Raw genomic sequence first — 14,764 nt, forward strand, 5'->3', positions numbered from 1 at the left:
TTGTTATTTCAGGATCGGGGGCCGCTCGGGGTTACTGCCCGGGGCGGCCCTTTCAACTTTCGGAGCCTGTGGCTGGGGTAAATCGAACCTAAGCCCGACCTTTGCCAGCGCGGCGGCTGCCGGATCCTCTGCTTCAAAGAACCCGACATCCAATGCACCCGCCTCAATCCCCGAAAATGTCAGCGCCTCAGAAACGGCGCGCGCCAGAGCAGGCTGCGCGTTTTCAACTGCCGAGACAAATCCCAAAAGATGGCCCCGACCGCCATCATCCGTCTTCGTTCCCACTAGAAAAGCCGCAGTGGCGAGGCCTGCTGCAGTCGCCAGCTTGGTATCAAGTGCAGTCAGCAATTTATCTGGCAGACCGGCGGGCGGGCGAAATTCAGTAAGCCTCTGCTGCACTTCTTGCGGGCCGTGCTGCAGCGTGCTTTCCAACCAGCCCAATGCCTCGGTCGGGATCAACATCGATGACGGCGCGGTCTCAAGGTTCAGGCCCAAACCAATTCCTTGCCCTGACAGCATTCCGGATAAGACACGCCCGGACAGAGCAACATACGGAACCGGATGCCCTGCGAACTCTGCCAAACGTTCCTCAAGATCAAAGGCCAGCACGAAACGGCCATCAGCCACATCGAAGAGTTCAGGCGAAATATGCTCGTCCCTGGCCTCTTCCGACAGCATCAGGAACAGCTCGCTGTCGGCTAACCTTTCAAAGAAACGCAGCCGTGCTGAATCGTCTTCTGGCGCTGCAAGCATAGCGGCATGTGCAGCATCTAAAGCTGTGGTTTCAGTCATTCAGAACCTCTTGCACCCGTTGCCGAAGAACCGGCAAAAGCTCGGCCTCAAACCAGGGGTTTTTCTTCAGCCAAGCCGTATTGCGCCAAGACGGGTGAGGCAAGGCAAAGACCTGCGGCGCATGGTCTCTCCAACGGCTGACGGTCTCGGTGACCGGCGTTTTCACACCCAGATGGTATTTGTGCGCGTGACCGCCAACGAGGATTGTCAGCGGCACCTCTCCCAGCGCATTCATCACTTTTTCATGCCATGTGCGCCCACATATCGGCGGTGGTGGCAGGTCGGCCTTACGCTCATTATATCCAGGAAAACAAAATGCCATCGGCACAATCGATACCCGCGAGCGGTCATAAAAGCCTTGTTCGTCCAGTCCCAACCAATCCCTTAGGCGATCACCCGAAGGATCGGTAAAGGGCTTTCCCGACAGGTGCACCCGAGCCCCCGGTGCCTGACCCGCGATCAGAATTCGTGCACCGGAATGGAACCAGACAACCGGGCGCGGCTTGTGCGCGGTAGCCGTCTGCGCAAACCTGTCCGCGCAAAGTCGGCACTCTGCGATATCCTTAATTAGCGACTTCATCGGATTGAATCGTTCCCGCATTGAACACTCGATTAAGATAGGAATGAACACGGTCGGAGCCAACAGCACCTAACTTGGCAACACTTCAATGTCATATCGCGGGATCCGCATTGATCATTTGTTTCATATTTCGACATAATGTGGCCAACATGGACCCGTAGCACACACACCTTCGAGCCATAACAAAACAGTACGATGACAGGCCGCAAATGCTGGAATTCGAAAATGTCAGCAAGTCATTCTGGACCGGAACCCGCCGCAAAGTGATTCTGGATCAGGTGTCGTTCCGTGTCGAACTGGGCACCTCCCTTGGGGTCCTGGCCCCGAACGGAACAGGCAAAACCACATTGATCAATATGATGGCGGGGTTGGAAAAACCGGACGAAGGTGTAATTCGACGGGATTGCCGTGTGTCTTTCCCCATGGGCTTCACCGGGGGCGTCGCCAAACGCCTGTCAGCGCTCGAGAATGCGCGCTCGATCGCCAAGATCTACGGCATGGACCCTGATTATGTCGAAGCCTATTGTAAATGGCTGTGCAATCTGGGTGAGTATTTTGACCAGCCGCTTGGCACCTACTCGTCCGGTATGCGCGCTAGATTTACCTTTGCGCTAATGTTGGCTTTGGATTTCGACATGTATCTGATTGACGAAGGGATGCCCTCGACCACAGATGTGGAATTCAACAAGAAAGCCGGCGATATCCTGAAAGAGAAGCTTCGGACAACAACCTTGGTAATCGTGTCACACAATCCATCAACCCTCGAGAAATTCGCGCGCCAAGCTGCTGTTTTGGTGGATGGTCAGCTTTATATGTTTGAAACCTTGGAAGAGGCGAAGCAGCTCTATGACTACCAAGCCCAAGGCTAGAAAATACAACCCTGACCGCGCAGCGCGCGGAGCTGGCACTGCTGAGGCGCGCTCGGATGCGATCGATCGTATTCGCAAGGCGACTCAGGCCTCTGGTTCCGGCACAGACGCGCAGCAGCCGGGGACCGAATTGGACGCAATCAAGCGCGAAGGGTTAACCGGGCGGCAATTGCGGGTCGCCAGACGGCTTGCCCACAAGAATGGGTTGGCGGCAACCTCTGATTATGACGCAGTGCGACTGTTGCGTAAGAAAGGGATTGATCCGTTTCAGCGTTCCAATCTGCTAGATCTTGCAGCTTACGATCAACGCAATTCAACCGACGACAAAGCGACGCAAGATAACATTAAAATTCACTTGCCTCAGACAGCCAAAGAAACTCAAAAAAACCTGCCAGGTCCAGAGCTCAGCCCGGCCCAACGCCGCGAATATGAGATCGGGCAAATCCAGAAAGACATCGCCCGCAGACGGCGCCGCAAACTTGTTGCATTATTTACGCGGCTAACGGCCTTTGTGATCCTGCCTACATTCATTGTGGGATACTATTTCTATCGGGTCGCAACGCCGATGTACGCCAGCGATTCCGTGTTTTCGATTTTGCAAGCCGACGGCGGAGGGGCCTCTTTCGGTGGCTTCCTCGCGGGGACACAGTTTGCAACGGCACAGGATTCGGTATCCACTCAGGAGTTTTTGGAATCCAAGGACGCGCTGGAACGCCTTGAACGGGATGTCGGGTTTGCTGAGTTCTTTCAGCAAGACAATATTGATCCGATCCAACGTTTGCCCTCTGATGCGACGCTTGAAGAAACTTACAAGCTTTTTAAGCGAATGATCACGATCGGGTACGACCCTAGTGATGGTGTCATTCGCATGGAGGTCGCTGCGCCCAGCCCTGAAATCTCGGTCGATCTATCCAATCGTCTGATCTCTTACGCTGAGGAGAGGATTAATGGTCTGACCGAGCTGAAACGCGAAGATCAAATGCGTGATGCATTGGCGGGCTTTGAAGCCGCGCAAGAAGCGCGCAGGCAGGCACAGGAAGACCTGATCGAATTGCAGTTGCAGGGTGCCATACTGGATCCGCAAAGCGTGATCGCCAGCTTGCGTGCCAGAATCGATCAGTTTGAAATTGAGCTGCAGGATAAAGAATTGCAACTGGCCGCCCTTCTCGACAATGCACGGCCCAACAAAGCTAAAGTGGACGGCACGCGTGCAGATATTAAACGGCTGGAGGCAGTGCTGTCAGAATTGAATGCTGAGATGCTGGATGCTTCAGCAGGCGAAAATTCGCTGGCGCGTCTGAGCGTACGTATTCAGATGGCACAGGCCGATCTAGCGGCCCGAGACATGATGCTGCAAACGGCAATGCAGCAAATGGAAGCCACACGGACCGAGGCCAACCGGAAAGTGCGGTATCTGACCGTCTCGGTGAACCCTGTTGCCAGCCAGGAACCCAGCTATCCGCGCAAGTTCGAAAATACGATTTTGGCTTTCCTGTTATTTGCTGGTATCTACCTGATGATCTCGCTTACCGCGTCGGTCCTTCGTGAACAGGTATCCTCGTAAGACTCATGAAACATGTAAAAATCGCCGACCTCATGGTTGGCAACGACCTTCCGCTGACCATCATCGCTGGCCCTTGCCAGCTTGAAACCGCCGATCACGCCCAGATGATCGCGGGCACCATGAAAGAGGCATGCGACGCTGCCGGGGCGCAGTATGTATTCAAGGCCTCGTATGACAAAGCCAACCGGACCTCGCTGTCCGGCAAGCGTGGTATGGGCATTGATGCTGGGCTGAAGGTGTTGGACGACATTCGCAAAACCATGGGCATTCCGGTTTTGACCGATGTTCATACCGAAGCCCAATGCGCGATTGCAGCCGAGGCTGTCGATATCCTGCAAATCCCTGCGTTTCTGTGTCGTCAGACGGACATGCTGCTGGCGGCAGGCAATACTGAAAAAGCGGTCAACGTGAAGAAGGGACAGTTTCTCGCCCCGTGGGAAATGCCCAATATCGTTACTAAGATCGAAAGCACTGGCAATCAGAACATCCTGCTGACCGAGCGCGGAACTTCGTTTGGCTACAATACGCTGGTCGCGGACATGCGGTCGCTGCCGCAGATGGCACAAACCGGATATCCGGTCGTCATGGACGCAACCCATTCGGTGCAACAGCCCGGCGGCCAAGGCGGTTCCTCAGGAGGACAGCGTGAGTTTGCGCCAGTGATGGCGCGTGCCGCTGTGTCTCTGGGCGTCGGAGCCGTTTTCATAGAAACCCATCAGGATCCTGACACCGCACCCTCAGATGGGCCGAACATGATCCCTCTGGATCAGATGGGCCATCTGGTTGACACATTGATGCGATTTGATGCGCTGGCCAAAGAAAACCCAATTCAGATTTAACGATTGAGATTTGTAATGACCAAACCCTTCAGTGAGGTGACCCCAAACACCTGGAGCTATCTGCGCGACCCGATGATCAAGCCCACGGGCTTTCGCGAGTATGACGCGCGGTGGAAATACCCCGATGAGATCAATCTGCCAGGTATGACCGCCCTGGGCTTGGGTCTGGGCACTCAGATGCACAAACGCGGGATCGAACCCGTGATTGCGGTGGGCAATGATTATCGCGATTATTCCCTGTCGATCAAAAACGCGCTGATCGTTGGGCTTATGCAGGCGGGCATTCAGGTGAAGGATATCGGCCCGGCGCTCAGCCCGATGGCTTATTTTGCACAGTTTCATCTGGACGTACCGGCGGTTGCGATGGTCACGGCAAGTCACAACCCGAACGGCTGGACCGGTGTCAAAATGGGCTTTGATCGCCCCCTGACCCACGGCCCTGACGAAATGTCGGAACTACGCGACATCGTCCTGAACGGTGATGGTGATGCGCGCCCCGGCGGGTCATATGAATTCGTCGACGGTGTGAAAGAGGCCTATATCGACGATCTGGTTGGTGACTTCAAAATGTCCCGTCCGCTGAAGGTGGTCTGCGCCACCGGCAATGGAACTGCCGCTGCCTTTGCGCCCGAGATCTTCGAACGGATCGGTGTTGAAGTTGTGCCAAGCCACAACGATCTGGATTATACGTTCCCCAACTACAACCCAAACCCCGAAGCGATGGAAATGCTGCATGACATGTCCGATACAGTCAAAGCCAGCGGCGCCGATCTGGCGCTTGGTTTTGATGGCGATGGGGATCGTTGCGGCGTTGTAGATGACGAAGGCGAAGAGATATTTGCCGACAAGGTTGGCGTCATCATGGCCCGCGATCTGGCCAAGATTTATCCGAATTCGACCTTTGTGGCCGATGTGAAATCTACCGGACTTTTCGCCAGCGACCCTGAACTGCAAGCTCATGGTGTAAAAGCCGACTATTGGAAAACCGGCCACAGCCACATGAAGCGCCGGGTCAAGGAAATCGGTGCGCTGGCCGGGTTTGAAAAATCGGGCCACTATTTCTTGGCTGAGCCGGTCGGGCGCGGATATGACTGCGGGATGCGCGTGGCGGTGGAAATCTGCAAGCTGATGGACCGCAACCCAGATCAGAGCATGTCGGACCTGCGCAAGGCGCTGCCCAAGACGTGGTCAACACCCACCATGTCACCTTATGCAGCGGATACCGAGAAATATGATATCTTGCAGCGCCTCGTCGATAAGTTGGTCGCAATGGCCGATGCTGGCGAAACCTTTGCGGGCCGAGCGATCAAAGAGGTTGTGACCGTCAATGGCGCGCGCGTCATTCTGGACAATGGCAGCTGGGGGCTGGTGCGCGCCTCGTCGAATACTCCGAACCTCGTGGTGGTTTGCGAAAGCAGCGAAAGCGAAGACGAATTGCGGGCGATTTTCGCCGATATTGATGCCGTTATTCGCACCGAGCCCGGCGTTGGCGAGTACGATCAAACCATCTAGCCCACCTAACAAGGGCGCTGGTTTCAGCGCCCTTGATCGGCGCAATCAATCCCCGCCCAGCAGTTTGAGAAGGCTTTTCTTGGCCTCGTCCTCCAGCTTGTCTTTAAGGGCATCCTCGATCTGACCGGTGTCCGTTACTGTGGTATCAAGTTCCTTCCCGACCTTTTCAAATACCTTTTGCTTGGCGTCATCTTCCAGTGCTTTGACTTTGCCCTCTGCTGCGGCCTCAATGACTTTGGTGAGGTCCGGCTTGATCGACGGGTCACTCCATGGCCCCACGATTCGAACGGGTACCGATATCCCCTCGCCTGCATTGGCGCGTAGAGCCACCGGCGTAAACAGATAGTCGATATCGCGAGCACCAAGACCAATTCGGCCCGTGCCATCCGCCCGAAAATTATCCAGTTTCATCAATAAGTCGTCGTTGTTCAGATCACCATCTTTCATCGTGAAGCTGGCTGTGAGGCTATTGAAAACCGTTGTGCCGCCTGAACCCCCTCCGCGCCCCATAAGGCGGTCCAGATCCACCCCGGAAATGACCCCTTTCCCGACTTCAATATTCCCTTTGCCTCTCAGCGACCGCATGATCTGATCTTCACTCTGCCCCACACCCAGAAACTCTAGATGCCCTGACCCGGTTCCCGACAGGCGCTTGATATCCCCAAGCGTTACAAGGGCTTCATTGATATCGATATTATCGGCCTTCAGATTTCCACCGACCGACAGACCATTGCGATTGTTGGCAACCAGCTGGCCATTCAGATGCCCTGAAAAAAGCGACGCGGGATGCATTTTCAACACAGCCCTCGAACGATCAAGGCTGAGCGTCAGATCACTTTTGCCAAAGCGCATGCCTGGCACCGAAATCGAATTCGCTTGCAGTCGGATCGTCCCGTTTGCGAGTGCCAACGATGACGCATCTATTGTGGCTTTGGACCAACCGTCAGCCTCGGAACCACTGCTTGATGTGCCATCATCCCCACTTGCATTGGACAAATCGAGGTCGCCCGCGTTCAGGCGCGCCGTGATTTTTGGCGGATCAGAGATCTGAATATCCGCTTCACCCTCAAGCCGATTATTGTCGAGGACAGCAACCATTTTCCGCAGTGAAATCCGCCCGTCTCGGGTATAGGTCATCTGCCCGGATACATTCGCAACCCGGCCCAAGCCTTCGGGAACGGTGACACCTCCCTGACCAAATGCAGCCAACATCTTGTGTGTATTTTTTGCGGTGACAGTAGTCTTGCCGTCCATTTCTCCGGCCAGATTCACCCGGCCGGAAAACTGAATCCCTCCACCGGGTGCAGTCAGACTTAGTTCCAACGGGGTCACCACCCCGCTCGAGAACGCAGGCAGGTCAGGAATGTTCAGGTTAACCTTAACGTTGCCTCCGGGCACGGGCATGCTGGCCTGCATTTCCATCGGGGCAGTCACGTCGGGCCAACGGGCAGAAAGATCAACATCGGCGAACTCCATGCTGACCGCGCCATTCTCAATGTAGATCAACCGCGCGTTCTGCAGTTCCAACTGTTCCAGAGTCACCGGCCGACTTTCAACCGCTTGCGCCGACGCACCGGTGTCAGATGAATTTCCGGGTTGGTGCAACTCCCAATTCCCGCGCCCATCCGAACGTTCCAAACGCAGTGTTGGATGATCGGCTAGCACTCTCTTGATCCGGATATCACCCGACAGCAGCGCCGAGGCATCGACCCCTACAGCCAGACTTTGAGCGCTCAGCATCGGCTCGGACCCGGCCCAGGGCGCATTGCCAAAGGTTACGCGACCGGTTTCCATGCCCAAAACGGGCCAGAAGGATAGTTTGACATCCCCAGACAGTTTTAATTCGCGACCAGTTTGTGCCTTGACTTGCTCAGCCAGGATCGTGGCAAGTTTGTCTCCTGGCATCAGCAGCAAGGCACCAATCACCAGCCCGAAGGCCGCAACCACAAGAAAGAGAATACGAATGAGCCACTTCATGAGTTTGCCTTTCCGGCTTATCTGCTCTGGTACAAGTCAGCCCTGTGTGGGCAGGGTTTGCAAGGGGAAGCATTCCCCTCTATATGCCCGGCCATGAGCACGAACCCACCGAACCTCCGCCCCGATCTGGCCCCCGAGGCCCGCATCGCCGAGACACCACGCCGCGGTCAGCCAACACTTGGAATGGTGTCGCTGGGCTGTCCTAAAGCGCTGGTTGATAGCGAACGTATTCTGACCCGTTTGCGTGCCGAAGGTTACGGTATCTCGCCGGACTATGCCGGAGCCGATGCCGTAATTGTGAACACCTGCGGTTTCTTAGATAGCGCTAAGGCCGAGTCTCTGGATGCCATCGGCGAGGCGCTGGTCGAAAATGGCAAAGTCATCGTGACGGGCTGTCTGGGGGCCGAACCCGATTATATCCGCGAGCATCATCCACGTATTCTGGCGGTGACCGGACCGCATCAATACGAACAGGTACTGGATGCGGTTCATGCCGCGGTTCCCCCGGATCCAAACCCCTATGTCGATCTGCTTCCGGCTTCGGGCGTGAAGCTGACGCCGCGCCACTACAGTTACCTCAAGATTTCCGAGGGTTGTAATCATAAGTGCAAGTTTTGCATCATCCCGGACATGCGCGGAAAGCTGGCCAGCCGCCCGGCGCATGCAGTGCTGCGCGAGGCAGAGAAGCTGGTCGACAATGGCGTGCGCGAGTTGCTGGTGATCTCGCAGGATACCTCGGCCTATGGCTTGGATCGCAAATATGATCTGAATCCGTGGAAAGATCGCGAGGTGCGCAGCCATATCACCGATCTGGCGCGTGAGCTGGGCCAATTCGATGCTTGGGTGCGGTTGCATTATGTCTACCCCTACCCCCATGTGCGCGATCTGATTCCGCTTATGGCGGAAGCGGGCTGTAACGTACTGCCCTATCTAGACATTCCGTTCCAGCACGCGCACCCGGACGTGTTAAAGCGCATGGCCCGACCGGCCGCAGGGGCAAAAACTCTGGAAGAGATCTCGGCATGGCGCAAGACCTGCCCCGATATCACTCTGCGTTCGACATTCATTGTCGGATATCCTGGAGAAACCGAAGACGAATTCCAAACATTGCTCGACTGGATGGACGAAGCGCAATTGGATCGTGTCGGTTGCTTCCAATACGAAAATGTAGATGGTGCCCGTTCAAACGACCTGCCAGATCATGTTCCAGCTGACGTGAAACAAGATCGGTGGGAGCGCTTCATGGAGAAGGCGCAAGCCGTTTCCGAGGCTAAGCTGATGGCCAAAGTCGGGCAAACGATCAAGGTCATTGTAGATGACATCGATGATGAAGCCGCGACCTGCCGCACCAAGTCCGACGCGCCCGAGATCGACGGAAATCTGTTTATTGATGAGGGCTTCGAAAACCTGAATCCGGGCGATATCGTCACTGTCGAGGTTGACGAGGCCGGAGAATACGATCTTTGGGGACGTTTGTGTTCGTCGGTGTGACCGGGACCCGGACTACAACAGCCCAAACAGAATCACGACCCAAGCAACACCAGCGGCAACAGCAGTAAGTGCCACTGCTGCACTTGCCGCGTCCTTGGCCTGCCCCGCCAGCACATGGTGGTCGGTCGAGGTATGATCGACTGTTCGTTCGATGGCTGTATTGAACAGTTCAGCCACCAATACCAGTATCCCTAGCGCAAGGATCAACGCTTTTTCAGCGGAATCGAGCGGAAGCAGGAATGCCAAAGCGCCTGAAACAAGATTTGCCCAGCCCCAGGCCCGAAACGAATATTCTTCGCGCCAAGTAGCTGATAGGCCCTGCCAACTCCAGCGAGTGCGATCTTTCAGGTGATCAAATAATTTTCGCATAGGCCTTTCCGATCAATTCCACCTGAACCGACGTTCGCGACCTGCGGCAGAAAGGCAAGAAAAAACCGCCTTTCGGCGGCGGCAGCGGCTTGAATGTGCAGGCGGTCCGAATATATGGACCGCCTGCGAAACGCTTATTGCGTGACCGGATTACACACGGTCTGACCCGCCTCGGTCGTGGCCAGTTCGTAGCCTGCCGAACAGCTGGGCGTGCCATACTTGTCATAGTCGGGTTGGATATAGACCGGGGTCGGTTCCTCTTGCTGCGAACACGCAGTCAGTACAACGGCCGTGGCGCAGATAGCAGCAAATTTCAGTTTCATGTCCATCAATCCTCTATTACTTTTCTGATATTGCCCAGTTTTTCGGGGCCGGTATCAGAATAGGACCAAGAATTTCATATGGCAACCGAATCGATAACGCTTTCGTGAATTAAGGCGAATCCACGCTGGAAGGCGGGTTTTCATTCGCAGACTACCTTTTTTGACAAAGAACCCTAAACTCTGACTTCGACGTTAGCTAAAGACGGAGTAGCCACATGTCAGACGCCCCGATCATCGCCCAGAAATCGCCCTATCCGGTCGAAGTGACCGAAGGAAAAACCTATTTCTGGTGTGCCTGTGGCAAGTCCAAGCGGCAACCATTTTGCGACGGTTCGCACAAAGACACGTCGTTCGAACCAGTAAAATACACGGCTGAGGCCAGCAAGAAGGTGTTCTTTTGTGGCTGTAAGCGCTGCGCCAATCCGCCGTTATGCGACGGGACGCACAATAAGCTCTGACGGTCAGGCCAGATCGTTCAGAGCACTGGCATTGGCGCAAAATCGCGGTGCGGCAGATGCTTTTTTCTGCTGATCAGCAAGCCAAAACTGGCATTGCTCGCTGCATCCAGCACTACGGCAACGGGTCACCATCAGGGCGTATTCTTGAGGCGTGATCCTTCCCTCGGCCATTCCTTCGGTCAGGGATATCCCCATGCAACGCGCCACCGATCGTGTCAGCCAAAAGTGTTTTTCGATCTCACCCAGTCGGGTTCGAGGATCGTACTCAACCATTGCTTCCTACCTTAATGGCCGCAAACATTGCCCGATTTGGGCAGGCGACTGGTGCCTTCTCTACATTTTCGTTCTTATGCAACCAGTCAGTACAGGCGTGCGCCCATTCGCAACCACGGCATGCGTGGATCATCTGAGCCCAGTCTTGCTGCTCCAGACGCCCATTCCGATGTGCTGCCACAACATCTGCGCCAATTGCCCGCGCCATTCTCTGAACTAGATGGAAATGCGGCATAATCCGCCCAAGTTGCGGCATGAACATGCTCCTCCTTTATGGCGCTAGCCTGTTCAACAATTCCTGGTTACGGCAGTATTCCGGTGCACTGCCCAAGTCGGTGCCCTGGTCCAAAAGGGCCGCGCAATGCCCCGGATTTGGGCATTGGGCACAGCGCAGTACTGCGTCCGAGATTTCATCAAATCGCAAGGCACCGTCAATCGCGGCCTCCTGCAGATCAACCCCGAGCGTTGTAGCCATCTCATCCATCAGACCTGCGTGATATCGCAGTGTTGCTCGGTCAGACATGCGTTTCCCTTTCTTTGCTCGCTGAAGAAAAGGTAGCCCATGCATCAAACGATGCCTTTGACTCAGGTCAATGCCCGGCTTCTAACTGGTCCAGATACACTCGGGTGGCATCTTGTACCCGGCGGAACCTGTCTCCACCCAGTTTCTTGCCGCCATACCAACGCGTCACGATTATGACGTGATCCGAAAGATCCGCGCGCTCCATCATCCGCAAAATGACCATCGCGGCACCGGATTCTCCGTCGTCGGCCTTAAGCGCTCCGGTTGGCAACATCGCGGCCCAGGTGTTGTGCGTTGCCTTGGCATAAGCCTTGTCGGATTTAAGCTCTGCTAGCGCTGCATCCACGTCGGAACGGCTGGTAACCTTTGCACCGGTAACTGCATATTTCGACCCGCGATCGCTGAGCACCACGCCCAATCGGTCTAGCTGAATCATTATCGCAATCCCAACTGGCGGGCCGTTTGCAGAACCGCCTCGACCCGTTCAGCATTTGGCGGGTGTGTCGCCAAGAAGCGGTCACCCGGATCTGGAATTCGCTGGAAAAAGACCATTCCAACCATTGGATCATATCCTGCCGCATGGGTGATTTTTGTCCCCAAACGATCCGCCTCAAGCTCGAACACGCGCGTATAGTTCTGCACCCCGACCTCGGCACCCAAAGCCTGTGCACGCTCAATTCCCGCATCATCTGCACCTTGCTTGCGGGCGAGTTCGCCAAAAATGCGCGCGCTCTCCTTGGCATTTTTCGTTTGCTGGGCGATGTGACCCAGAATGTGATGGGCGGCTTCATGCCCCATGACAAAGGCCATCTCTTCCGCATTCTCTGTTGAATCAATCATCGGCCGCGTGAATATGATCAACGGTCGCCCGTCCTCGTCCAGCGTCTGGAATGCATTTGCTGGCGCTTTTGATGACAGATCAACCAGTATGGCAAAATCACAATTGGCAGAACGAGCCTGGCGGCGGCATTCCTTTTCAGCCGACGCTGCAACCGCGCGGCTGACCTGCTCGAATTCCCGTGCCTTCTCGCGAAGAGCCGGTGATGAAGGTTGCCATTCCGCTGCCGGAATCGCGATTACGGACGAAGAGCCGCAAGCCGCCAACAGCAAAACCAGCGAAAAGGCAAAACCGCGCATTCCTATTCCTTTCAGTCAACCTGTCGGCAGACAAGCATAACGCGCCCAACTTGCCTGGGCTACTGCCGAATGCCGCTGCAACGGGTTGCATTGCGATCTCTGGCTAGGCACTGTGCCGATATGTTTTCAATTGAACACGAATTCGACTCGACGGTCATTACTCTGGTGGACGAAGGTGCCAAACCATTGCAAGAGGACGTCGTCATCAACAACTTTGCCGAGTGCGTCACGCTTGAGCAGTTGGACCCCCGAACTGATCAGATACAAAAAATCACCCTGTCACCTGAGCAGGTACGCGATCTGGCGGCGGCTTTGGATTTGCCCGAAGGCGTCTATCAGATTCGTGAGAGCGACGATTTCATTAAATAGCGGTTCCCTTCCGTCTCTTTATCTGATCTCAGGCTGCCTTTCCGATTGAATTAGTCACCTTTTAGGGGGCAATTTGCCCTTGAAAGAAGATGGCATGCCTCCGACATAAGCACTGCCCATGTGAAGGAAGTTAACATATGTCCCTGAAAAACCAAGCTGCGTTGGATTTTCTGCAGGTGCGCCGATCGCGCCCAGCTAAGACGCTTTTGGCACCAGCCCCGACGCGGGAAGAGTTGATGCCTTTGCTCATCGCTGCCGCGCGCAGCCCCGACCACGGAAAGCTTGAGCCCTGGCGCTTTGTCGTCATCGAACATGGGGCCATGCAACGTCTTGCGGCGCTGACCGAAACCTGCGGTCTGGCCATGGGCAAAAGCGCCGAAGATATCGCTAAGGCACGCAGCCAGTTCGACATGGGCCATCTGGCCGTAGCTGTCATCGAAGTGCAGAAACCTTCCGAAAAGATCCCGGCAATTGAACAGACCTATTCGGCAGGCGCCGTTTGTCTGGCATTGTTGAACGCGGCATTGGCTGCCGGTTGGGGCGCGAACTGGCTTTCAGGCTGGCAGTCCCATAACCGCAGCTTTTGCGAGCAAGGACTGGCGTTGTCCAAAAATGAGAAAATAGCAGGCTTCATCCACATTGCGACTGAAGGGACTGCCCCACCTGAGCGGCCACGCCCGGATGTAACTACACTGACGCAATGGGTCTCAGAATGATCATCGTTCAGTCATTTCTGCAGGCTCTGGGTCAGATCGGCGACCCAAGATTTCGCAAGGTTCTTCTGTTGGGTGTTGGCCTGACCTTCGCGCTGTTGGTGGCTGCCTATGCCGGCTTTTTGTGGCTGATAAACGCACTGGTCGGCGATCAGGCCACCCTGCCGATATTGGGTGAGGTGACATGGCTGAACGATCTGCTCAGTGTCTCCTCGTTCTTGTTGATGATGGTGTTATCGGTATTCCTGATGGTCCCCGTCGCCTCGGCCATTACCTCGATGTTTCTGGATGAGGTCGCGCAGGCGGTTGAGGACAAGCACTATCCCACTCTACCCCCTGCCACTCGCATCCCATTCGGCGACGCCCTGCGGGATACGCTCAGCTTTTTGGGGGTTTTGATCGTCGCCAACCTGCTGGCGCTGATCCTCTATGCATTCTTCACCCCATTTGCGTTGTTCATTTTCTGGGGCATGAACGGGTTTCTATTGGGGCGAGAGTATTTCACGTTGGCCGCCATGCGTCGACTGGGGCGCGAAGGTGCACGGAAACTGCGGGCAAAACATGCATCAACGATTTGGGTCGCGGGCGTCCTTATGGCAGTTCCGCTCTCGGTTCCGCTGGTCAATCTGCTGATCCCGATACTTGGTGCCGCAACCTTCACCCATATCTACCACGGCTTGTCGGATGACCGACGCTAATTTAGCCGCGTGGTTCCAGTTGGTTCAGCCAATCAAAATCCCTTACGCTGATCAGTCCCGATATGATGATGCCTGCAATGATCGCCCACAGAACCACTGAAATCCCGGTCGTGATCCACAGCTTCTTCTTCATGTGATGAACTTCTGGCGCACCGGCATGGGTTCCCGGAACAATATCGCCCAGATCACCCTGTGTTTTGATGCGAATCGGCAGGACCACAAGCAGGGTCATAAACCAGATAACTGCGAATAGAACAAAAGCTGCAGTGATGGTCAT

The 14,764-nt window shown here is 55.4% G+C and carries 20 protein-coding genes; 9 read left to right on the forward strand and 11 right to left on the reverse strand.

What is annotated here, in order from left to right:
* Window positions 1–3: 3 nt before the first annotated feature.
* Both ACRZ91_RS12970 and ACRZ91_RS12975 read right to left on the reverse strand, forming a co-directional pair.
* The gene (locus ACRZ91_RS12970; RefSeq protein ID WP_480905978.1) at window positions 4–792 is read right to left on the reverse strand and encodes an SseB family protein; all 789 of its coding nucleotides are present in this window, start codon (window positions 790–792) and stop codon (window positions 4–6) included.
* Window positions 785–1,372 (reverse strand): uracil-DNA glycosylase family protein, encoded by a 588-nt coding sequence (locus ACRZ91_RS12975; protein WP_480905980.1) that lies wholly within the window; start codon window positions 1,370–1,372, stop codon window positions 785–787. Before ACRZ91_RS12975 ends, ACRZ91_RS12970 begins: the two co-directional genes overlap by 8 nt.
* A gap of 209 nt (window positions 1,373–1,581) precedes the next feature.
* On the opposite strand from ACRZ91_RS12975, the gene ACRZ91_RS12980 reads away from it, so the two are divergent.
* Genes ACRZ91_RS12980 through ACRZ91_RS12995 form a run of 4 tightly spaced genes read left to right on the forward strand, consistent with a single transcriptional unit; the run spans window position 1,582 to window position 6,156 of the window.
* Window positions 1,582–2,241, forward strand: a complete 660-nt coding sequence (locus ACRZ91_RS12980) for an ABC transporter ATP-binding protein (RefSeq protein WP_010441839.1) — start codon at window positions 1,582–1,584, stop codon at window positions 2,239–2,241.
* Window positions 2,219–3,805, forward strand: a complete 1,587-nt coding sequence (locus ACRZ91_RS12985; RefSeq protein ID WP_480905984.1) for a KpsE/RkpR family capsule polysaccharide export protein — start codon at window positions 2,219–2,221, stop codon at window positions 3,803–3,805. Before ACRZ91_RS12980 ends, ACRZ91_RS12985 begins: the two co-directional genes overlap by 23 nt.
* A gap of 5 nt (window positions 3,806–3,810) precedes the next feature.
* Window positions 3,811–4,644, forward strand: coding sequence for a 3-deoxy-8-phosphooctulonate synthase (gene kdsA, locus ACRZ91_RS12990; RefSeq protein WP_480905986.1), 834 nt, complete (start codon window positions 3,811–3,813; stop codon window positions 4,642–4,644).
* A 15-nt stretch (window positions 4,645–4,659) separates the two neighbouring features.
* Window positions 4,660–6,156 (forward strand): phosphomannomutase/phosphoglucomutase, encoded by a 1,497-nt coding sequence (locus ACRZ91_RS12995; protein WP_480905989.1) that lies wholly within the window; start codon window positions 4,660–4,662, stop codon window positions 6,154–6,156.
* A gap of 45 nt (window positions 6,157–6,201) precedes the next feature.
* Here ACRZ91_RS12995 and ACRZ91_RS13000 read toward each other — a convergent pair whose 3' ends face one another.
* The gene (locus tag ACRZ91_RS13000) at window positions 6,202–8,133 is read right to left on the reverse strand and encodes an AsmA family protein (protein WP_480905992.1); all 1,932 of its coding nucleotides are present in this window, start codon (window positions 8,131–8,133) and stop codon (window positions 6,202–6,204) included.
* Window positions 8,134–8,226: 93 nt separating this feature from the next.
* On the opposite strand from ACRZ91_RS13000, the gene rimO reads away from it, so the two are divergent.
* A complete protein-coding gene (gene rimO / locus ACRZ91_RS13005) occupies window positions 8,227–9,624 on the forward strand; it encodes a 30S ribosomal protein S12 methylthiotransferase RimO (RefSeq protein ID WP_480905995.1) in 1,398 nt (465 codons plus the stop codon).
* Window positions 9,625–9,636: 12 nt separating this feature from the next.
* Here the strand turns inward: rimO and ACRZ91_RS13010 are convergent, their stop codons facing one another.
* Together ACRZ91_RS13010 and ACRZ91_RS13015 are read right to left on the reverse strand one after the other, a co-directional pair.
* Entirely contained in the window at window positions 9,637–9,993 is a 357-nt protein-coding gene (locus ACRZ91_RS13010) for a diacylglycerol kinase (protein WP_319545039.1), read from the reverse strand.
* A gap of 134 nt (window positions 9,994–10,127) precedes the next feature.
* A complete protein-coding gene (locus tag ACRZ91_RS13015) occupies window positions 10,128–10,316 on the reverse strand; it encodes a hypothetical protein (protein WP_010441832.1) in 189 nt (62 codons plus the stop codon).
* Between the two features lie 215 nt (window positions 10,317–10,531).
* Between ACRZ91_RS13015 and ACRZ91_RS13020 the strand changes: the two genes are divergently transcribed.
* The gene (locus tag ACRZ91_RS13020) at window positions 10,532–10,774 is read left to right on the forward strand and encodes a CDGSH iron-sulfur domain-containing protein (RefSeq protein ID WP_480905999.1); all 243 of its coding nucleotides are present in this window, start codon (window positions 10,532–10,534) and stop codon (window positions 10,772–10,774) included.
* 3 nt (window positions 10,775–10,777) lie between these two features.
* Here the strand turns inward: ACRZ91_RS13020 and ACRZ91_RS13025 are convergent, their stop codons facing one another.
* The 5 genes from ACRZ91_RS13025 to ACRZ91_RS13045 form a co-directional block, all read right to left on the reverse strand.
* Window positions 10,778–11,047, reverse strand: coding sequence for a DUF6455 family protein (locus ACRZ91_RS13025; protein ID WP_480906002.1), 270 nt, complete (start codon window positions 11,045–11,047; stop codon window positions 10,778–10,780).
* Entirely contained in the window at window positions 11,040–11,303 is a 264-nt protein-coding gene (locus ACRZ91_RS13030; protein ID WP_037321510.1) for a DUF6455 family protein, read from the reverse strand. The genes ACRZ91_RS13025 and ACRZ91_RS13030 overlap by 8 nt, the downstream gene beginning before the upstream one ends.
* 15 nt (window positions 11,304–11,318) lie before the next feature.
* Window positions 11,319–11,570 (reverse strand): DUF6455 family protein, encoded by a 252-nt coding sequence (locus ACRZ91_RS13035; RefSeq protein ID WP_170472838.1) that lies wholly within the window; start codon window positions 11,568–11,570, stop codon window positions 11,319–11,321.
* Between the two features lie 67 nt (window positions 11,571–11,637).
* Window positions 11,638–12,006 carry a YigZ family protein gene (locus tag ACRZ91_RS13040; RefSeq protein ID WP_480906005.1) on the reverse strand — a complete coding sequence of 123 codons (369 nt, stop codon included), beginning with the start codon at window positions 12,004–12,006 and terminating at the stop codon, window positions 11,638–11,640.
* A complete protein-coding gene (locus tag ACRZ91_RS13045) occupies window positions 12,006–12,707 on the reverse strand; it encodes a M48 family metallopeptidase (RefSeq protein ID WP_480906008.1) in 702 nt (233 codons plus the stop codon). The genes ACRZ91_RS13040 and ACRZ91_RS13045 overlap by 1 nt, the downstream gene beginning before the upstream one ends.
* Before the next feature lie 120 nt (window positions 12,708–12,827).
* Here ACRZ91_RS13045 and ACRZ91_RS13050 point away from each other — a divergent pair, with 120 nt between their 5' ends.
* From ACRZ91_RS13050 to ACRZ91_RS13060, 3 genes are all read left to right on the forward strand, one after another.
* Window positions 12,828–13,076, forward strand: a complete 249-nt coding sequence (locus tag ACRZ91_RS13050; protein ID WP_170541244.1) for a hypothetical protein — start codon at window positions 12,828–12,830, stop codon at window positions 13,074–13,076.
* A gap of 137 nt (window positions 13,077–13,213) precedes the next feature.
* Window positions 13,214–13,792 (forward strand): nitroreductase family protein, encoded by a 579-nt coding sequence (locus ACRZ91_RS13055; RefSeq protein ID WP_480906011.1) that lies wholly within the window; start codon window positions 13,214–13,216, stop codon window positions 13,790–13,792.
* Entirely contained in the window at window positions 13,789–14,487 is a 699-nt protein-coding gene (locus ACRZ91_RS13060; protein ID WP_480906014.1) for an EI24 domain-containing protein, read from the forward strand. Before ACRZ91_RS13055 ends, ACRZ91_RS13060 begins: the two co-directional genes overlap by 4 nt.
* 1 nt (window position 14,488) lies before the next feature.
* On the opposite strand, the gene ACRZ91_RS13065 is transcribed toward ACRZ91_RS13060, so the two are convergent.
* Complete coding sequence (locus ACRZ91_RS13065; protein WP_170472854.1) at window positions 14,489–14,764, reverse strand: DUF1467 family protein; 276 nt, start codon at window positions 14,762–14,764, stop codon at window positions 14,489–14,491.

The sequence above is a fragment of the Ruegeria sp. O11 genome (assembly GCF_056535285.1).